17 protein-coding genes are annotated in these 19,171 nt (G+C 72.0%); 6 read left to right on the forward strand and 11 right to left on the reverse strand.

Going from position 1 to position 19,171, the window contains the following annotated elements:
• Nucleotides 1–133 precede the first annotated feature (133 nt).
• Nucleotides 134–4,069, forward strand: coding sequence for a type VII secretion protein EccCa (gene eccCa, locus QSK31_RS02055; RefSeq protein ID WP_285680473.1), 3,936 nt, complete (start codon nt 134–136; stop codon nt 4,067–4,069).
• 53 nt (nt 4,070–4,122) lie between these two features.
• Here the strand turns inward: eccCa and QSK31_RS02060 are convergent, their stop codons facing one another.
• Nucleotides 4,123–5,145, reverse strand: a complete 1,023-nt coding sequence (locus QSK31_RS02060) for a S8 family serine peptidase (RefSeq protein WP_285680334.1) — start codon at nt 5,143–5,145, stop codon at nt 4,123–4,125.
• A gap of 311 nt (nt 5,146–5,456) precedes the next feature.
• Between QSK31_RS02060 and QSK31_RS02065 the strand changes: the two genes are divergently transcribed.
• Complete coding sequence (locus QSK31_RS02065) at nt 5,457–6,692, forward strand: MinD/ParA family ATP-binding protein (protein WP_285680335.1); 1,236 nt, start codon at nt 5,457–5,459, stop codon at nt 6,690–6,692.
• A 103-nt stretch (nt 6,693–6,795) separates the two neighbouring features.
• Here QSK31_RS02065 and QSK31_RS02070 read toward each other — a convergent pair whose 3' ends face one another.
• Nucleotides 6,796–7,173, reverse strand: a complete 378-nt coding sequence (locus QSK31_RS02070) for a hypothetical protein (RefSeq protein WP_285680336.1) — start codon at nt 7,171–7,173, stop codon at nt 6,796–6,798.
• Nucleotides 7,174–7,180: 7 nt separating this feature from the next.
• Nucleotides 7,181–7,852: a TetR/AcrR family transcriptional regulator gene (locus QSK31_RS02075; RefSeq protein ID WP_285680337.1), complete on the reverse strand. Its 672-nt coding sequence runs from the start codon at nt 7,850–7,852 to the stop codon at nt 7,181–7,183.
• Nucleotides 7,853–7,933: 81 nt separating this feature from the next.
• Between QSK31_RS02075 and QSK31_RS02080 the strand changes: the two genes are divergently transcribed.
• On the forward strand, nt 7,934–8,551 hold the full coding sequence (locus tag QSK31_RS02080; RefSeq protein ID WP_285680338.1) for an NAD(P)-dependent oxidoreductase: 618 nt from the start codon (nt 7,934–7,936) through the stop codon (nt 8,549–8,551).
• A gap of 175 nt (nt 8,552–8,726) precedes the next feature.
• Here QSK31_RS02080 and QSK31_RS02085 read toward each other — a convergent pair whose 3' ends face one another.
• The gene (locus tag QSK31_RS02085; RefSeq protein WP_285680339.1) at nt 8,727–10,595 is read right to left on the reverse strand and encodes a hypothetical protein; all 1,869 of its coding nucleotides are present in this window, start codon (nt 10,593–10,595) and stop codon (nt 8,727–8,729) included.
• 108 nt (nt 10,596–10,703) lie between these two features.
• The gene (locus tag QSK31_RS02090) at nt 10,704–11,285 is read right to left on the reverse strand and encodes a hypothetical protein (protein ID WP_285680340.1); all 582 of its coding nucleotides are present in this window, start codon (nt 11,283–11,285) and stop codon (nt 10,704–10,706) included.
• Between the two features lie 131 nt (nt 11,286–11,416).
• Between QSK31_RS02090 and QSK31_RS02095 the strand changes: the two genes are divergently transcribed.
• From QSK31_RS02095 to QSK31_RS02105, 3 genes are all read left to right on the forward strand, one after another.
• Nucleotides 11,417–11,824: a YciI family protein gene (locus QSK31_RS02095; protein WP_285680341.1), complete on the forward strand. Its 408-nt coding sequence runs from the start codon at nt 11,417–11,419 to the stop codon at nt 11,822–11,824.
• Nucleotides 11,821–13,056, forward strand: coding sequence for an RNA polymerase sigma factor (locus QSK31_RS02100; RefSeq protein ID WP_285680342.1), 1,236 nt, complete (start codon nt 11,821–11,823; stop codon nt 13,054–13,056). The genes QSK31_RS02095 and QSK31_RS02100 overlap by 4 nt, the downstream gene beginning before the upstream one ends.
• Before the next feature lie 84 nt (nt 13,057–13,140).
• A complete protein-coding gene (locus tag QSK31_RS02105; RefSeq protein WP_285680343.1) occupies nt 13,141–13,530 on the forward strand; it encodes a RidA family protein in 390 nt (129 codons plus the stop codon).
• On the opposite strand, the gene QSK31_RS02110 is transcribed toward QSK31_RS02105, so the two are convergent.
• From QSK31_RS02110 to QSK31_RS02135, 6 genes are read right to left on the reverse strand one after another with little or no spacing between them, the layout of a single operon-like run.
• Nucleotides 13,527–13,889 (reverse strand): winged helix-turn-helix transcriptional regulator, encoded by a 363-nt coding sequence (locus QSK31_RS02110; protein ID WP_285680345.1) that lies wholly within the window; start codon nt 13,887–13,889, stop codon nt 13,527–13,529. The genes QSK31_RS02105 and QSK31_RS02110 overlap by 4 nt on opposite strands.
• Nucleotides 13,879–14,865, reverse strand: coding sequence for an N-acetylglucosamine kinase (locus QSK31_RS02115; RefSeq protein ID WP_285680346.1), 987 nt, complete (start codon nt 14,863–14,865; stop codon nt 13,879–13,881). The genes QSK31_RS02110 and QSK31_RS02115 overlap by 11 nt, the downstream gene beginning before the upstream one ends.
• Nucleotides 14,862–16,118 carry a family 4 glycosyl hydrolase gene (locus tag QSK31_RS02120; protein ID WP_285680347.1) on the reverse strand — a complete coding sequence of 419 codons (1,257 nt, stop codon included), beginning with the start codon at nt 16,116–16,118 and terminating at the stop codon, nt 14,862–14,864. The genes QSK31_RS02115 and QSK31_RS02120 overlap by 4 nt, the downstream gene beginning before the upstream one ends.
• 4 nt (nt 16,119–16,122) lie before the next feature.
• Nucleotides 16,123–16,938, reverse strand: coding sequence for a carbohydrate ABC transporter permease (locus QSK31_RS02125; protein ID WP_285680348.1), 816 nt, complete (start codon nt 16,936–16,938; stop codon nt 16,123–16,125).
• Nucleotides 16,935–17,855, reverse strand: a complete 921-nt coding sequence (locus tag QSK31_RS02130; RefSeq protein ID WP_285680349.1) for a carbohydrate ABC transporter permease — start codon at nt 17,853–17,855, stop codon at nt 16,935–16,937. The genes QSK31_RS02125 and QSK31_RS02130 overlap by 4 nt, the downstream gene beginning before the upstream one ends.
• A gap of 4 nt (nt 17,856–17,859) precedes the next feature.
• Nucleotides 17,860–19,167, reverse strand: coding sequence for an ABC transporter substrate-binding protein (locus QSK31_RS02135; protein WP_285680350.1), 1,308 nt, complete (start codon nt 19,165–19,167; stop codon nt 17,860–17,862).
• Between the last annotated feature and the right edge of the window lie 4 nt (nt 19,168–19,171).

Genomic DNA, 19,171 nt, shown 5'->3' on the forward strand with positions numbered 1-19,171 from the left:
TCAACTCGCGACAAAAAACTGTCGTCTCTTTGACCCTCGGCCCGTTCCGGCCCGTCTGCTCTGCGAGACCAACGGAGGCGAACACGTGACCACGGTGCTGTTCCGGCGGCCGGCGCGACGCAACGGCCCGGCCATGCCCACCGGGGAGCTGCAGCTGCAGGAGCCGCCCGCGCTGCCCGAGATCCAGAACCAGGGCATGCGGCAGGCGATGATGATCCTGCCCATGGCGCTGATGTCCGGCGTCATGATGATGATGTTCTTCGGCCGGAGCGGCGGCGCGCTGACCTGGGTGATGCTCGGCATGCTCGGCGTCGCGATGGGCGGCATGGTGATCGCCGCGGTCGCGTTCGGCAGCCAGGACCGGCGGCAGAAGGTCGGCGGCGACCGCCGCGACTACCTGCGATATCTGGCCCAGAACCGGCGGCGCATCCGGCAGAACGTGACCCGGCAGCGCGAGGCGTCGGACTGGCAGCACCCCGACCCCGGGTCACTGTGGTCGCTGGTGATGACCACCCGGCGCTGGGAGCGGCGGCCCACCCACCCGGACTTCCTCGAGGTCCGGATCGGCACCGGCGAGCAGCGGCTGGCCACCCGGATCGTGCCGATGCAGACCAAGCCGATCGAGGACCTGGAACCGCTCGCGGCCAAGTCGCTGCGGCGGTTCATCCGGGCCTACACGACGCTCGCCGACCAGCCGGTCGCGCTGTTCCTGCGCGGCTTCGCGCAGATCCGGATCGGCGGCCCGGACCGCGAGGACGCCCGGGCGTTCCTGCGGGCGTTCCTGATGCAGCTGGTCTCGTTCCACGCGCCCGAGGAGGTGCGGGTCGCGTTCTGCGTCGACGCCGCCGGCGCCGAGGCGTGGCAGTGGGCCAAGTGGCTGCCGCACGCCCAGCACCCCTCCGAGCAGGACGGCGCCGGCGCGTCCCGGCTCGTCGCGGACAGCATCGAGGCGCTGGAGATGCTGCTGGGGGAGCAGTTCCTCAATCGGCCGAGGTTCGAGCCGAACGCCACGCCCAGCCGCGACGAGCCGTACGTGCTGGTGATCCGGGACGGCGGGCGGATGGGCAACGGCGCGCGCCTGGCCACCGCCGGCTGCCGCAACGCGGTGCTGGTTGACCTGGACGACCACAGCCCGGCCGCGGCCAAGGGCGTGCTCAGCCTGCACGCCGAGGGCGACGACCTGGAGATGCTGCGGCGGGACCGGGTGGGTGGCGAGGTGCGCACCCGGATGGCCACGCCGGACCGGCTCGGCCTGCCCCGCGCCCGCGTGATCGCCCGGCTGCTGTCCCCCTACCGCCTGGGCGTGGTGACCGAGACGACGGAGGACACCCTCAAGACCAACTTCGATCTGGGTACGCTGCTGGGCATCGCCGACCTCAGCCGCCTCGACCTGACCGCGCTGTGGGCGCCCCGCTCCCCGAACGACCGGCTCCGCGTCCCGATCGGCGTCGACGCCGACGGCGGCCGGGTCGAGCTGGACATCAAGGAGTCCGCGCTGGGCGGCATGGGCCCGCACGGCGTGCTGATCGGGGCGACCGGGTCGGGCAAGAGCGAGCTGCTGCGTACGCTGGTCCTCGGCCTGGCGGCCACCCACCCGTCCGACACGCTCAACCTCGTGCTGGTCGACTTCAAGGGCGGCGCCACCTTCCTCGGGCTGGACCGCCTCCCGCACACCTCGGCCGTGATCACCAACCTGGCCGACGAGGCCGCCCTGGTCGGCCGGATGCAGGACTCGTTGCACGGCGAGATGGTGCGGCGGCAGGAACTGCTGCGGGCGGCCGGCGGGTTCAGTTCGGCCCTCGAGTACGAACGGGCCCGCGCCCAGGGCGCGCCCCTGGACCCGCTGCCGACTCTGTTCGTCGTGGTCGACGAGTTCAGCGAGCTGCTGGCGGCGCACCGCGACTTCATCGAGCTGTTCGTGATGATCGGGCGGCTGGGGCGGTCGCTGGCCGTACACCTGCTCCTGGCCTCGCAGCGCATCGACGACGGCCGGATCAGCCAGCTCGAGTCGCACCTGTCGTACCGGATCGGCCTGCGTACCTTCTCGGCCATGGAGTCGCGGTCGGTGATCGGGGTGCCCGACGCCTACGAGCTGCCGCCGGCCCCGGGCAACGGCTACCTGCGCACCGACGTCGCCACGCTGATCCGGTTCAAGGCGGCCTACGTCTCCGGCGCCCACCGTCCCCGGAACCTGCGCGCGTCCCAGGAGGTCGTTCAGCAGCAGGTCGTCCCGTACACGCTGGAGGCCGTCGAGGCCCGGGCCCCGGAGCCGCGACCCGAGCTCCCGGCCGAACCCGAGATCGAAGCCGCGGACCCCACCGGCCGGGACAGCGTGCTGTCGCTCGTGGTCGGCCAGCTCACCGAGCGCGGCGCCCCGGCCCACCAGGTCTGGCTACCGCCGCTGGGCGCCTCGCCGACGCTCGATCAGCTGCTGCCGACCCTCGCGCCCGACCCCGAACTCGGCCTGTGCGCCCTGGAGTGGGCGGGCAACGGCAACCTGATCGCCCCGATCGGGTTCATCGACAAGCCCTTCGAGCAGTTGCGCGACCTGCTGCTGGTGGAGCTGGCCGGGGTCGGCGGCCACATCGGCATCGCAGGGGGCCCGCGCAGTGGCAAGAGCACTCTGGTACGCACCCTGATCTGCAGCCTCGCGCTCACCCACAGCGCGCGTGAGGTGCAGTTCTACTGCCTCGACTTCGGCGGCGGCGCGCTCAGCTCGATCGCCGGGCTGCCGCACGTGGGCAGCGTCGCCGGCCGGCTCGACGCGGACCGGGTCACGCGTACGGTCGCCGAGGTCACCGCCCTGCTCCTGGAACGGGAGCGGAAGTTCGCCGCGCTCGGCGTGGACAGCATGGCCACCTACCGGCAGATGCGCGCCGACGGCCGGGTCACCGACGACCCGTACGGCGACGTCTTCCTGGTCGTGGACGGCTGGTTCACACTGCGGTCGGAGTTCGAGCCGCTGGACGCGTCGGTCCGCAAGATCGCCTCGCAGGGCCTGAACTTCGGCATCCACCTGATGCTCACCGCGTCCCGCTGGTCCGAGGTCTTCCACGGCATGCGTGACCAGATCGGCACCCGGCTCGAGCTGCGCCTCGGCGACCCCGTCGACTCGGCGGTGGACCTGCGGGTCGCGGCGACCGTACCCCAGCTCGCCGGTCGTGGCCTGACCAGTGACAAGCTGCATTTCCTGGCGGCCCTGCCGCGGATCGACGGCGACTCCGACCCGGCCGGGCTGGCCGACGCGGTGAAGAGCCTGGTCGCGATGTCCGACGACTTCTGGGACTTCGACCCGGCTCCGCCGGTGAAAACGCTGCCCGCGGTGCTGCCCGCCGACTCGTTGCCCGATCCCGACGGCGACATCCGGGTCCCGCTCGGCCTGGACGAGGAACGCATGCAGCCGATCTGGCACGACTTCGGCGACCTGCCGCACCTGACCGTGCTCGGCGACGACGAGAGCGGCAAGACCAACGTGCTGCGGCACCTGGCCCAGTCGGTGGTCCAGCGGTACGCGCCGAACCAGGCCCGGATCATGTTCGTCGACTACCGGCGGCAACTGTTCGAGTCGATCCCCGAGGAGTACCGCCTCGGATACTCGGTCTCGCTGGACTCCACCAAGGCCACGGTGGCCGACGCGGTGGCCGGGCTGAAGGGCCGGATGCCCGGCTCGGACATCACACCGGAGCAGCTGCGCCGCCGCGACTGGTGGACCGGGCCGCAGCTGTTCGTCCTGGTCGACGACTACGACCTGCTGTCCGGGCACGACTCGCCACTGCTGCCGCTGCTGCCGTACCTGGCCCAGGGCGCGGACATCGGCTTCCACCTGGTCGTCACCCGGGGCGCGGCCAATGTGATCCGAATGTCGATGGACCCGGTGATCCGCCGTATGCAGGAGACCAACACGCCGGACCTGGCGCTGAGCTGCCCGCCGAACGAGGGGCCGCTGCTCGGCAACACCAAGCCGCGCCAGCTCCCGCCCGGCCGGGCCCTGCTGTGCACCCGACGCGGCGGCAAGCTGATCCAGACGGCCTACCGCGAGTACGCCCCCGCCGACACGGCCGCGGTCTGACCCGACGTTCACAAAGGGAAAGAACGTTCGTACTCGCTGGCCTGCCGGCGCGGCTACGGGCGCCAGCGACGGCGGCGACCTCGGCGGATCGCCGTGACCGTCAGGGCGGCGATGCCCGTGGCGAGCGCCGTGCCGGCGGCCACCGCGCCCGCGATCGTCTTCTCCGGCGGGACCGGCTCGGGGCGCGGCACCACGAAACGGGGGGCCGCGCGGGCCGGGACGTCCGCCGCCGAGGCCGCTTCCTCGGCGACCGCCGCGTACACGTCGAGAGCGCCCGCGCCCGCCGCCGTCCCGGCCAGCCTGCGCCGCACCTCGGCCTGACCGAGCTCGGGCTTGTAGGCCCGGACCAGCGCGGCCGCCGCGGCGACGTGCGCGGCCGCCACCGCCGGGCCGCCGACCAGATAGTTGCCCTTCCCCGACGGGCCTACGCTGTACGCCTGATCGCCCGGCGCCAGCAGGTCCAGCCCCGACTCCGGGGACGCGACCTCGGTGGGCAGGCCCGACTCGGCGATGCCACCGACCGCGAGCACGTCCGGGTCGGTCGCCGGATACCAGGGCGGCACCGGGCGGTTGTCCTTCGGCTTGTCGTCCGAGACTGCCGCCACCACCACGATGTCCTTCGCCACCGCCGCGTGCACGGCCGCCCGCAGAGCCGCGTCCGGCGCCGGCGAGCCCACGCCCACCAGGATGACGTCCACCCCGGCCGCGGTCGCGGCGGTCACCGCCTTGGCCATCGCGCTCGGCGGGATCCGGCCCTTGCCGTCGACGATCCGCACCGGCAGCACCCGCGTCTCCGGGGCGATCCCCGCGAACAGGCTGCCCTCCACCGGCCGGGCGGCGATCAGGGCGGCCAGCGCGGTGCCCCGGCCGAAACAGTCGGTGTCACCGCGGCCGCCGCCGACCACGTCCGTACCCCGGTCGACCACCCCCGCGAGCCCGGAGCCCTTCGCGCTCACGCCCGAGTCCAGCACCGCGACCGTGACGCCCGCGCCGCGGGTCAGCGGCCACACGTCGGCCGGTCCGACCCGGCGGAACGCCCACGACGGCCCGGCCGCCACAGTGCTGGACGGGCCCACGCAACCGCTGCTCACCCTGGGCAGCGCCGGTGGGTCCCCGTCGGCGGCCGCGCGCGCCGGCGCGGGTGTGGCGGCGAGTATGGACATGCTGAGTGCGGCCGTCGCCCTCGCCGAGCGCGACCATCGTCGTGCCATCGGTGCCTTTCGTCCGAGCCGTCAGCCGACCGATCCCCTCGCCATGCCGACGTGCGCCGCGCGGCCGAAGTTCAATGGCGGCAGGGACTTTCGGGGTCGTGCCGGCCTGCCGTAAAGTGCGGCGCAACCACATCTGTCGGCCGATCCCCACCGCCCGACCGATGAGGAGTCACACCATGGACGTGCACACCGGCCAGCGTCCGGCCGCCGAGGACGGTCCCGTCAACGGCAGTCCCGTCACCTCTGCGGCCCAAGCTTCCGCGGCCCCAGGTTCCGCGGCCCCAGCTTCTGCGGCCCCGTCTGATCCTTGGGCCCCGGGCGGCTCGGCCCCGGCCGGTCCCACCCCGGCCGGTCCCACCCCGGCCGGTCCCACCCCGGCCGGTCCCACCCCGGCGGGCACCTTCGAGGTGACGCCGCCCGAGTTGCCCTCGTGGGAGGCGCCGGGCGGTGCTGCGCCCGTATCCACGAATGCCGGCCCACCCGCCGCCGCGCCGGTCGCCGAAGCACCCGCCGAGCGGCCCGCGCAATGGGGCTGGCGTGGCCGCGCCAACCGCGCCACCGGCGGACTGCTCGGACTCACCGCCGGCCGCGACGAACTCACCCACCGGGCGGCCCGCAAGCGCCTGCTGCGACCGTTCAGCCGGACCATGACCGTCGTGGTCGCCAACCCGAAAGGCGGCGCCGCGAAGACACCCACCGCGCTGATCGCCGCCGCCACGCTCGGCTTCCAGCGCGGCGGCTACACGCTCGCGTGGGACAACAACGAGACCCGCGGCACCCTCGGGATGCGCGCCGAGGAAGCCACGCACCGGCAGACCGTCATCGACCTGCTGCACGACATCGAGGACTTCCTGTCCACGTCGGCCAGCATCGGCCGGCTGAGCGGATACCTGCGCCCGCAGAGCGCCCGCTTCGACGTCCTCGCCTCCGACGACCAGCCCGGCAGCATGGTCATCGTCGACGACGCCGCGTTCGGCAAGCTGTGGGCCGCGCTCAGCCGCTACTACCGCCTGCTGGTGGTGGACACCGGCAACAACGTCCGCGCGCCCAACTGGGTCGCCGCCACCAACCTCGCCGACTGCCTGGTGGTGCCGACCACGGTCCAGCAGGACGTGGCCGAGAGTGGCCTGTGGATGCTCGACCACCTGTCCCGCAGCGGCTACGCCGAGCTCGCGTCCAACGCGGTGGCGGTCATCTCCTGCGCCGACCCCAAGACCGACCCGAAACTCCTCGCCGAGATCACCGAACGCTACCGGGCGGTGGTGCGCGACGTCGTGGTCATTCCCTACGACCCTTACGTACGCTCCGGCGGCCGCATCGAGTACGGCGACCTGGCCGACGAGACCCGCCGCGCTTGGCTGCTCGCATGCACGTCCATCATCGACTCCCTCGGCATCCGGGACCAGTACTGACGCCGGCCCCCGCCCGGCTCCCCGGACGGTCCCTGGAGCCGCCGCCGCTGCCGGGGCGGTGGCCCGAGGCGACCGAGCTCAGGCTGGGGGGACGCGGCCCGACTCAGTGTGGGACGACGACGATCTGGTGCTCGTCCTCGTAGATCACCCGGCCGGGCGCGGCCTCGGACTCCAGGCGTACGCACGGAACGCCGTGAGCGTCCAGGATGTCGAGGTAGCCGCCGACCCGAGCCAGCAGATGCGGGGCGCTCGTCGTGAACCAGGCGCACACCCCGGGATTGACGGCGGCGTCGTACACCGAGGGGTCGACCGCCGCCGGGTTGCGGTAGGCGGCGTCGTACCAGTCGTTGTTGGCGCGCCGGAACAGTTCCTGCTCAGCCGTCAGGCGTCCCTGCCTGGCCAGGGTGTTGACGAGGCCGAAGACGCCCACGAACCGTCCGCGATCGTCGGCGACGGGGCTCTGGAATCGCACGAAAGGCACCGGCACATCATGCCCCGCCGGGCGCCACGAGCAGACCGTCGATGAGCACGCGCAGTTTCCAGGTGGCCTGCGCGGCGAGGTCGCCCGTGGTGGTCATCGAGGGGCGCAGAGCATGGATCGTCGGGTACGCCCCGGCGGGCAGCGCCTCGAAGACGGCGTCGAGCTCGGCACCGACCGCCTCTCGGGTGCCGCCGGCGCGGGCCCGGGCGGCGCGCTCCAGCGCCGACGAGGTGATGTGCTGATCGATCAGGTCGGCGGCCCACGGGCAGACGGCGTCGCTGATGCCGCCGGCCCGCAGCAGCCGCAGCGTCTCCTCCATGATCCGCAGCGCATGGCGCCCGGTCCGCACGCGGGTGATCGCCACCAGGGCGAGGTCGTCGTGGCTGCCGAGCGTCGCGATGACCCGGCCGGCGAGCAGTTTGATCCGGGCCCGCCAGTCGCCGTCACCCTCGTCGGGCAGGGTCACGTCGGCCAGCGCCAGGTCGTACACCTCGGCCATCAGCTCCTCACGGTCCGCCACGTAGACGTAGAGCGAGGCAGGCCCGGTGTCGACGGCCTGGGCAACGCGCCGCATGGTCGTGGCGGCATATCCCGTCTCGTCGACCAGGGTCAGCGCCGCGGCGACGATCGAGGCCCGGCTCAGGGGCGGCTTGGCGGGCCGCGTCCGCGTGCTGGTCACCGGACCACCCTACTTGACGAACGCGTTCGTCACGAACATCATTCGTGACGAACATGGTTCGTCTACCGAAGGAGGTGCGACATGGCCGCCATCGTCGTGCTCGGCGCCGCCGGGCGCACCGGCCAGCTCATCGTCGAAGAGGCCTTGCGTGCGGGCTTCGAGGTCACGGCCGCGGTGCGTTCCCCGGCGGCCTTCCCGGACGGTGTGCGGGTGGTGAACGCGGACGTCCGGGACGCGGACAGCCTGACCGAGGTGGTACGCGGCCAGGACGCGGTCGTGTCCGCCATCGGGGCGCCCGGCCGCAAGGCGGGCAACCTCTATTCCGACGGCGCCAGAGCCACCGTCGCGGCGATGCGGGAGGCCGGGGTCGACCGCTACCTGGCCATCACGTCGGTAGGGGTGCGACCCGACGACCCGCACCTGTCCTGGTGGTACCGGCGTCTCATCAGACCCATCGGCAGAGACCTGTACGCGGACATGGCCCGCCTGGAGGAGATCGTGCGCGCCAGCCGCCTCGACTGGACGTTCGTCCGGCCGACGTACCTGCGGGACAGCCCGTCCGGCGGCGCCTACCGGGTGACCGACAACTCGGCCCCCGAACACGGCTGGAAGATCGCCCGCGTCGACGTGGCCCGCTTCATCGTCGGCGAGGTCCGCGAACACCGCTGGTCCCACCGCGCCCCCAGCCTCGCCGAGTGAGCCGCGCCGCGCCCGCCCTCGCCGAGTGAGTCGCGCCGCGCCGAGTGAGTCGCGCCGCGCCTCGCCTCGCCGAGTGGGCCGAGTGGCGCGGCTGTCCTCGCGGAGTGATCCGCGTGGTGCCAAGCGTTGCCAAGTGGGGTGTCCTTGCTGGACTGGAGTCAGGGGTTTGGGCCGGTCAGCCGACGCTCGCTGTTGCCCGCCGGCGGGCGGCGGCCAGACGGCGGAGGGACTCGCGGACCGCGTCGTCGGAGCGGTCGTCAAGGGCGGCGAGTTCGCGAAGGAGGACCCGTGACGGCTCGGTTGCCGGACCATCCACCGCGAGCACACGGAACCGGGTGTCTGCCGGGAACTCCACGGCTCGGTACTCGCGCGGTCGCCCACTGATTGACCAGACCAGGACGAGCGCCTCGTGGGGTGCGATGTCGGCTGTTACCGCTGTGGCCGGGCCTTCGGTCGCCAGTACCTGGCCGGGTGCCCAGGCGTTCTCCGGGGGCAGCCAGGCGGCGTAGACCGCCTGCCCCGGAAGTTCGCGCCGGGGTCCGTTCGTGGCGGCTTCGGGGATGAGGTCGGCGGTTGTCAGCCGCGTGACGTCAGGCGCAGCGACCGGAGCGGGCGACGTGCGGACAGGCGTTGGCGATCGGTCCGGCATGGCAGGATGGGCGGCGGATGGGATGCGCGTTTCTTCTGCGCCTGCCGCTTCAGCATCCGGTTGGGAACCTGCGGGCGCGGTGTCGGCGGGCACCGCCGGAATGGCGGCCGGTGCCGATGTGGAATCAGCGAGCGAGGGACCGGCGGACGCCGGCGAGTTAGCGGTCGTCGACCGGTGAGGGATAGTGAGTCGAGGGGTGATCAGCGGGTATTCGCCGGTGCCCAGCTGTTCGGAGGCGGGTAGGGCTGCCAGCTCGCCTTCGCCGACCACGGCCAGGACCGGGCCGTACTTCTCGGTCAGCTCGCGCCACTGTGGTGCCCGGCCGTCGGCGGGCGGGCGTATCACCACAAGCCGTAGCCCGGGCAATGACGGCGCCAGGGCTGTCACCCGGCCCGGCAGGGCGGCTACGTCGGCGAGTGCCGTCGACCCCAGCACCAGCAGTGGGTGGGCGTCTGCCGGCACCCGGCGCGCCGCGTCCGCGTCGCCGTCGTGGTCGCCGCGCAGCCACAGACCGGCCCGGACAACCTCGGTCACGAGATCACCGGCACCCACAGCGCGGGCGGCGATCGCCTCGGGTGCGGCCGCGGCCCGGTAGCGGAACCGTGACCCGAGTGGCTGCCATCCCCTACGCCCGGCCGGGTCCACGGTGGTGAGGACGGGCTCGCCGCGCGGGCCGGTGTCGGGCACCCCGGCCAGCACCTCGATGGTGCCGCCGTCGCGGGCCGCCAACCGCTCCGCGACGCGGTGCAGGCGAGAGCTGTCCGGACCGTACGGCACCAGCAGCATCCGCCGCCGGACGGCCCGGGGAAGGTCGGCCAGGGCCGGGGCGTCGTCGATCGGTGCGCCGGGGTGGCCGACCACGACCGTGGGCTGCGCGGGGTCGACCGGGATCGCCAGGAGCGCGGGCGGCAGGGTCGGGCCGGCACCGCCGTGCAGCCACAGGCCGGAGGGCGTGGCGGCGAATCCGGGCGGTACCGGAGCTTCCCACGACGGCGCGGGATGGCGTGGGCCCTGGCGGACCGGTGGCTGGCCGGGGCGGTACGCGGTCCAGTCGCCGCCGGACACGAACACCCGGCCGCCGGGCAGCAACGTCACAGCGCCGTTGGGGGCCACCACCTCGAGGCGCAGCCGGTCGGAGAGTGGCCGGGCGACGTCGGGGCGGCCGGCGTGGGACAGCACCAGCCGGATGGACGCGCAGCCCACCGGGAGCCGGTCGGCGAGGATCGCGGCGAGTTCGGCCACCGGCAGCGGCGGGTCGGCCGCGACGATGACGGTGTGCCGGGCAGCCTCCCGGGGCAGCGCGACGACCACGGCTTCGGGCGGTCCACTCGTGCCCCGGAGGACGACGGTGGTCTGCGGATGGCCAATGACACGAACAGCGGACCGAATCGGCACGAACGCCATCCTCGCCCATCGAGCCGAGCCGATCCAGTCGGAACGAGAACCGCGCGGGAGGGACCGCCCGAAAGGGAACGGCGCGGGAGGGGGAAGGCGAAGAGGGCGTCAGAACGGGGGCGGGGCGCTCACCACGGGCTGTCCGGCGGTCATGTAACGGTGGAACTCAGCCTTGGCCGCGCCGATCTGCCGCAGGAACTCGGGGTCGGGGTTGCGGAACTCGACGGTCATCCCGTTCTCCGCGACGTACCCGTTGGCGACCCGCCCGCGGGTGGCCAGGGTGACCGCCCGCAGCCCGGCGAAGATCAGCAACGCGGTCACGACCAGGGCGAACACGGGGACGCCGGACTGGCCGTCGCCGGCGAGGACGATACCGGCCACGCCCACGGCGCCGCAGACGCCGGCGACCGCGAAGATGGCGGCGAGCACGACCCGCCGGACCAGCAGCGACTGGTCGCAGCGCGGGCAGAACGGCCACGCCGGGGTGGGCACCTTGCGCTGGATGAGCACCGCGATCAGGGCCGCCAGCACCGGCCCGATGACGAGATAGAGCAGGACCAGCCAGCCGGGCACCCGCGAGCGGAACACCAGCTCGTGGCGTGACGTGGCCGGTTCGCCGTGCCGGGCGCAGACGGTGGGTGTGCCGTGGCCGCTGGCCACGATCGGAGCCGGAACGACGACGACGCGCATGGCGGTAGATCATGCGACATGAAGAGGCTTCGGCGCACCCCCGGCATCACAAACCGGGGCGTGTCGATCGGCGGCGGGCTCGATCGTCATCCCGGTGCAGGCACGAACACCGAGGTGAGAGGATCCGCATCATGCGTTACACGCTGCTGTTGCACTACGTCGAGGCGAGCCCGGAGGACCTCGGCGAGGAGGTGCTGGCCGAGGCGCAGAAGGCCTTCGCCAGCTACGCGGCGACGCTGCACCAGGCCGGGTTGCTGATCTCCGGCGAGGTGTTGCAGCCGTCGCCGAACAGCACCACGGTGCGAGTGACCGACGGTCAGGTGCGCGTCCAGGACGGCCCGTTCGCGGACACGAAGGAGCAGCTCGGCGGCACCTTCGTGATCGATGTGGCGGACCTGGACGCGGCGATCGGCTGGGCCCGGCAGGCGCCGGCGGCCACCTGGGGCACGGTCGAGATCCGCCCCGGCGCCGTCCACGTGGTCGACGGCACCTGGCAACCGAACTCGCCGTCCTCAGTCCCGCCGCCGCCCCTGACATGACTGAAGGCAGAGCGCCTGCGGCGCGGGCGGCGGCCGAGCACGTCGCCCGCGCCGCGTACGGCAGGATCGTCGCTCTTCTGGCAGCACCCGCCGGAGACCTCGCGCTGGCCGAGGACGCCGTGGCCGGGGCCTTTGAACGCGCCCTGGCGACGTGGCCGGAGACGGGCGTGCCGGACAACCCCGAAGGGTGGCTGCTCACCGTGGCCCGCAACCGCCTGCGCGACGTCTGGAAGTCGGCGGCCCACCGCACGCGGGCCCCGCTGGAGGCCGCCACGGACACCGGCGCCGACGCCTACGCGCCGTTCGACGACGTCGACCCGGACGCGATCCCGGACGAGCGGCTCCGGTTGCTCTTCGTGTGTGGTCACCCGGGGATCGATGCGAGCGTACGCACACCGCTCATGCTCCAGACCGTCCTGGGTTTCGAGGCCGCCCGGATCGCCACCGCGCTGGCCGTGCCGCCGGCCGCGATGGCCCAGCGCCTGGTCCGGGCCAAGCGCAAGATCAAGGAGGCGCGCATCCCGTTTGTGGTGCCGGACCGGCAGGCGATGCCGGAGCGGTTGCCGGCGGTGCTGGAGGCGGTCTACGGCTGCTATGCGATCAGCCGGCCGGGCCGCGAGGCCCAGTACAACGAGGCCCAGTACAACGAGGCCCAGTACTTGGCGGTCGCCCTGGCGGCCCTGCTGGAGTCCGAGCCGGAGGCGTGGGCGCTGGCCGCGCTGATCTCCCTGTCGATGGCGCGGGCGCCGGGGAGCGGCCCGGCGTACGTGCCGCTGGACGAGCAGGACCCGGCGGTGTGGGACGCGCGGCTGATCGCCGAGGGGGAGTCGTACCTGGCCCGGGCGACGCGACCCGGCACGCCCGGCCGCTTCCAGCTGGAGGCGGCGATCCAGGCGGTGCACTGCGACCGGGCGCGCTCCGGTGTCACGGACTGGCCGGCGCTGCGCACCCTCTACACGGCGCTGAACGCGGTGGAGCCCAGCCTGGGCAGCCGGGTGGCGCTGGCCGCGGTGACCGGCCGGATCGACGGCCCGGCGGCGGGCCTGGCGGTGCTCGACGGGGTCGCCGACGCGGCGGCGTTCCAGCCGTACCACGCGACCCGCGCCAACCTGCTGGCTCGCGCGGGCCGTCCCGGTGAGGCCGCCGACGCGTACGCGCGGGCCGCCGAGCTGAGCGACGACGAGGCCGTGGCCGCCTATCTGGAAGGGCAGCGCCAGGGCACCAGAAAGTGACCGAGTAACGAAAAAGTGCCTCCTTCCCAGCTCAGCGGCGGTCTCCTACGGTCGTGGACAACCGATGTGGAAGGAGTTCCTCTGATGGCTGTCACCCTGGTGAATCCGCCCGGCCTGCCGGAGATCGACGTGTACCGGCAGGTGTCGGTGGCCACCGGCTCCCGGCTGATCCACGTGGCGGGTCAGGTGTCCTGGGGCGCCGACGGTGACCTGGCCACCCAGGTCGAGCAGTGCTATCTCAACGTCGCCACCGCGCTGGCCGGGGTCGGGGCGTCGTTCGCCGATGTGGTCAAGCTGACCGTGCACGTCGTCGACTGGACGCCGGACCGGATGCCCGAGCTGCTGGACGGGATCGGCCGGGCGTTCGCGAAGCTCGGCGTCGAGGCGCGTCCACCGGCGTCGCTGTTCGGCATCGTGGCGCTCGACGTGCCCGAGCACCTGGTCGAGGTCGAGGCGACCGCGGTGCTCGATTAGTCGTCGAAGTTGCGGCGGGACGTCTCGATGTGCTCGAGGAACTGCTGGGTCCAGCCGCACATCCCGTCGACGACCGCGCGCAGGCCCTCGCCGGCCCGGGTGAGGGAGTACTCGACCTTGGGCGGGACGGTCGGGTGGACGGTCCGCACGACCAGCCCGTTGCGCTCCAGCATCCGCAGGTTCTGGGTGAGCATCTTGTGGCTGATGCCGCCGACCTTGTCGCGGAGCTCGCTGAAGCGCAGGGTGCCCTGGCCGAGGAACTCGATGATCAGGAACGCCCACTTGTTGGCCACGTCCGAGAAGATCTCCCGTGCCAGGGAGTCCGCCCTGGTCAGGTCGCCGTCCAGGTTATCGATCACCGGTCGAGACTAGGGGATCGGCGCGGATCAGAGGTTCGGCCGTGGCGGCGGTGCCGAGGGCGTCGACCGCGAGCAAGGCGGCGCCGACCACCGGCGGGGTGTCCAGGACGCTGATCTCGACTTTCGGGGCCAGCTCGCGCGCGCCCTCGACCACCTGGTCGTGCAGTTGCGGGTGCCGGGCCTGGAGGACGCCGCCGCCGAGGACCAGGGCGTGCGGGGCGGCGAGCAGGCCGAGACGGCCGGCCGCGACGCGGTGCTGGGCGAGGATCTCTTCGGCCTGGCGGCGGATCAGCCCACCGGCCACCGCGTCGCCTCCGGCGGCCACCTCGAACAGCATCGGGGACAGCTCGTGGACCGCGGACATCGGGAGCTCGCCGAGGTGCAGGGCGATGCTGACCGCCTCGACGGTGGGCCGGTCGAAGTGCGCCGCCACGGCCGCCGACAGCGCGGTCGGGTCACCGCGGCCGTCCTCGCCGCGGGCCGCCAGCCGCAGGGTGTGCTCGGCGAGATCGTGCCCGCCGCCCCAGTCGCCGGAGATCGGGCCGAGGGCGGGGAACCGGGCGGTCCGGCCGTCCGCCGCGCGTCCCACGCAGTTGGTGCCGGCGCCGCAGACCACGGCCACCGCGTCCGGCATCGAGGTGCCCGCCCGCATCAGCGCGAAGCAGTCGTTGTCCACGATGGACCGTCCGGCCCAGCGCCGCGCCGATACGGCCTCTTCCAGCTGGGCGACCTCGGCGGGCAGGTCTGCGCCGGCCAGGTAGACGGCGATCAGGTCGATCGGTGTGCCAGGGGGCATGCGCGCCTTCAGGAAGGCCGCGGTCACCAGGTCGCCGAGGGTGTCCATCGCCTGTGCCAGGCCCACCACATGCGGGGAGGTGGTCGGCCCGCGCACCAGGCTCAGGATCTCACCGTCCGGCGTACCCAGAACGAGGTCGGTCTTGGAATTGCCACCGTCCGCGGCGAGGAAAAGGCTCATCGAGCCCAGGCCAGATGCCGGCGGCCGGCCGCGATGAGCTTGTCGGTCAGCGCGTCGGCGGTCTCGTGCTGGCCGACCAGCGGGTGCGCGAGCAGGGCCCGGTAGACCCGCTGGCGTCCGCCGCGCAGGGCCGCCTGGAGCGCGAGTTCCTCGTAGCCGGAGACGTGCGTGATGAGGCCGGCCATGCCGGGCGGGACCGGGGTGGTCGGCAGCGGCGCCGGGCCGTCGGGGCCGACCCGCGCCGAGACCTCGATGACGGCCTCGGCGGGCAAGAATCCGAAAAACCCCTCGTTGCGTACGTTGACCGAGTGCACGCCGTCCGCGTCCTTGCCGTGCAGCGCCGCGAGCAGCCCGACCGCCGCCTCCGAGTAGTAGGCCCCGCCGCGCCCGCCCAGCAGCGCGGGCTTCTCCTCCAGCGCCGGGTCGCGGTACATCTCCAGCAGCGTCGCCTCGATCTCGGCCACCCGCTCGCCACGGGTCGGCACGCCCCGGGAGGCCCGCACCACCCGGTCGTGGTGGTAGAAGTAGCTCAGGTAGTACGACGGCACGTTGTTGAGCGTGCGCAGAACCTCCTCGTCCACCTCGACCTCGGCGGCGAGTTCGGGCAGGCGCTGGGCGAGCAGCTGCGGCAGCCGGTCCACACCGTCCACATAGGCCGCGCGTTCCCAGGTCAGGTGGTTGAGGCCGACGTGGTCCAGGGTCACCTGCTCAGGTTCGACGCCGAGCAGCCCGGCGAACCGGCGCTGGAAGCCGATCGCGACGTTGCACAGGCCGACCGCGCGATGCCCGGCGTCCAGCAGCGCGCGGGTGACGATGCCGACCGGGTTGGTGAAGTCGACGATCCAGGCGCCCGGTTTGGCCCGCCGCCGGATGCGTTCGGCGACGTCGAGCACCACGGGCACCGTGCGCAAGGCCTTGGCCAGCCCGCCCGCCCCGGTGGTCTCCTGGCCCACACAGTCGCATTCCAGCGGGAAGGTCTCGTCGCTGATCCGGGCGGCCTGCCCGCCGACCCGCAGCTGGATCACCGCGGCGTCGGCGTCGGTCACCCCGGCGTCTAGGTCGCTGGTCCAGCTCACCTTCCCGAGGTGGCCGTGGTGCCGGAAGATCCGTTGCGCGAGGCCGCCGACCACCTCCAGCCGGTCGGTGGCCGGGTCGATCAGGACCAGCTCGGACACCATCGACCCGAGGCGGGCGAACCCGTCGACCAGCTCCGGTGTGTAGGTCGATCCGCCGCCGACGACCGCGATCCTCACAGCATCAGCCTTTCACTCCGGTGAGCGTCACGCCCTGGACGAACGCGCGTTGCGCGAAGAAGAACACGATGATGATCGGCGCCATCGTGAGCACGGTCGCCGCCGTGACGAGGTTCCAGTCCACGTGATGCACGCTGTGGAAGGAGGCCAGCCCGAGCGACAGCGTCCACGCGTTCTCGTTCTCGCTGGTGTAGAGCAGCGGGCCGTAGTAGTCGTTCCAGGCGAAGAAGAACTGGAAGAGGCCGGCCGCCGCGATCCCCGGGCGGGCCATCGGCAGCACCACGCGCAGCAGCACCCGCCACTCGCCGCAGCCGTCCACCCGGGCCGCGTCCAGGTACTCCACCGGGATGGTGAGCAGGAACTGGCGCAGCAGGAAGATGCTGAACGCGTCGCCGAACAGCATCGGGACGATCAGCGGCCAGATCGAGCCGGTGAGGCCGTACCGCGCCCACATCAGATAGAGCGGGACGGTCACCACCTGCGGGGGCAGCATCATCACGCAGATGATCGTCAGGAAGAGCGCGTTGCGGCCGCGGAACTTCAACTTCGCCAGGGCGTACGCGGCCGGCACGCTCGAGATCAGCATGAACACGGTGGCGGCGACCGCGTAGATGACCGTGTTCAGCAGGTACCGCGGCAGCTCGGTCACCTGGAACACCCGCAGGTAGTTCTCCGGGTGCCAGGTGTTCGGCCAGTAATCGCTGGTCAGTGCCTGGTTGCTGGTCATCAGCGAGAGCAGCACCAGATAGACCACCGGCGCCAGGAACATGATGGTCAGCGCGATGGCGATGCTGTGCCGCGCGATCCACGCCAGCCTCATGCTTCTGCCTCCCCGGCGAACGCCTTCGAGCGTTTCAACAGGATCACGGTCACCGCGAGCGCCGCCACGAACAGCGCGACGGCCATCGCGTTGGCGTATCCCAGGGCGCTGTAACTGAAGCCGACCGTGTAGAGCCACAGTGGATAGGTGAAAGTCGAGCCCTCGGGATAGCCGAACGACGACGTGATGCCGCCGCCCGTGGTGGCGTTGCCGCTGGCGATCGCGCCGGCCACCGCCGCCTGGTCGAAGTACTGCAGCGTGTAGATGACACCGGTGACCGCCGCGAACAGGATCACCGGCTGGATCGTCGGCAGCGTCACGTAACGGAAGCGGTGCCAGGCGTTGGCGCCGTCCAGCGCCGCCGCCTCGTACAGGCTCTCCGGCACGCCGAGCACCGCCGCCAAGAAGATGATCATGATGTCGCCGATGCCCCACAGGCCCAGCAGCACCAGCGACGGCTTGGCCCAGGCCGGGGAGTTGAACCACAGCGGCCCGTCGAGCCCGAGGTGCTCGAGGAACGTGTTCACCGGCCCGGTGCCCGGCTTGAGCAGGTAGACGAACGCGATCGTCGCGGCCACCGGCGGGGCGAGGGCGGGCAGGTAGAACACCGTACGGAAGAAGCCCGCGCCCCGCTTGAGCCGCGCCAGCAGCATCGACAACCCGATCGCGCTGACGATCCGGACCGGCACGAAGACGACGACCATCCAGAGCGTGTTCTGCACCGACTGCAGCAGGAACGGGTCGTCGGCCATCTTCCGGTAGTTGTCCAGCCCCACCCACTCGGGCACCGACAGCAGGTCGAACTCCGTGAACGAGAAGTAGACCGCGGACGCGAGCGGGTAGAGGAAGAACACCCCGATGCCGATCAGCATCGGCGCCAGGAACGACAGCGTGGTCAGGTTCCTTTTCCACCGCATCTCTCTAGCCGCCGAGCTGCATGACGCCGTTGACCTTCTTGTCCGCGTCGGCCAGCCCCGCGTCGAGGTCCTTGACCTTGCCGGACTGCCACTCGGTCAGGAACTGGCCGAAGGTCTCCTGGTAGGCCGGGCCGGACTTCGACGGCGGCGTGGTCGACGAGTTCGGGTTGGCGAAGATGTCCAGGAACACCTTGAAGTTCGGGTCGCCGGTCAGCTTCGGGTCGGCCAGGGTGGCCGTGGTCGTCGGCACGTTCTTGATCAGCTCGGCCAGCTTGGCGATCGCCTTGTCGTCCGTGGTCAGGTACTTGATCAGTTCCCAGGCGGCCTCGGGGTTCTTGGCGTTCTTGGAGATCCCCAGGATGTTGCCGGTGACGTAGCCGCCGCCGTACCGGGCCGGGTCGCTGGTCGGCAGCGGCGCCACACCGTACTGGAGCTTGGGCGCCTGGTCGGCGAGGAACGCCAGCCGGAACTCGGCGTCGATGTTGATCGCCACCTGGCCCTTCTGGAACGCGTTGTCCGCGCTGAACTCGTCGCCCAGGCTCGCCTTGAACTTGACCAGATTGGCGTAGCCGTAGAAGTCGACCAGCTGTTTCTGCCAGGTGAGCAGCGTCTTCCAGGCCGGGTCGGCGCCGATCGCGGACTTGCCGTCGTCGGTCAGCCACTTCGCGCCGACCATCGGGGCCAGGTGCGCGGCGGAGTTCTCGTAGAAGTCCGACAGCGGCAGGAAACCGACCGTCTTCAGCGTACCGTCGGCGTTCTTGACCGTGAGTTTCTTCGCGTCCTCGGTCAGCTCGTCCAGCGTCTTCGGCGGGCCGGCTATCCCGGCCTTGGCGAACATGTCCTTGTTGTAGAAGAGGCCGTACGCGTCGGCCAGGAACGGCATCGCGCACCGCTTGCCGTCGAACTCGGTGTACTGCCGGGTGGTCGCGTTCAGCTTGGCCAGGTCGACCTTGTCGCGCTGGATGTACTGGTTCAGGTCCACCCACGCGCCGGAGGAGCAGAACTTGCCGACGATGTCGGTGGAGTAGGACAGGCCGACGTCCGGGCCGGTGCCCGCGCCGATCGCCTGGGTGACCTTGCCGTCGTCCTGGCCGGACTTCACGTTCACGGTGATCTTCGGGTGCGACGCGGTGAAGTCCTTGATCACCGTGTCGATGGCGGCGGCCTCCCGGTCGGTGAAGAAGTGCCACAGCTCGACGGTGCCGGACACCTCCGTACCCGGATCGGCGATCTTGGTGGCTTCCTTGGGGGCGGGCGTGCAGGCGGCCAGGAGCATGACTGCCGCGCCCATTGCCAGGATCCGGCTACGCATGTCG

It is taken from the genome of Actinoplanes sp. NBRC 103695 (assembly GCF_030269485.1).
In the GTDB taxonomy this organism is placed as follows: domain Bacteria; phylum Actinomycetota; class Actinomycetes; order Mycobacteriales; family Micromonosporaceae; genus Actinoplanes.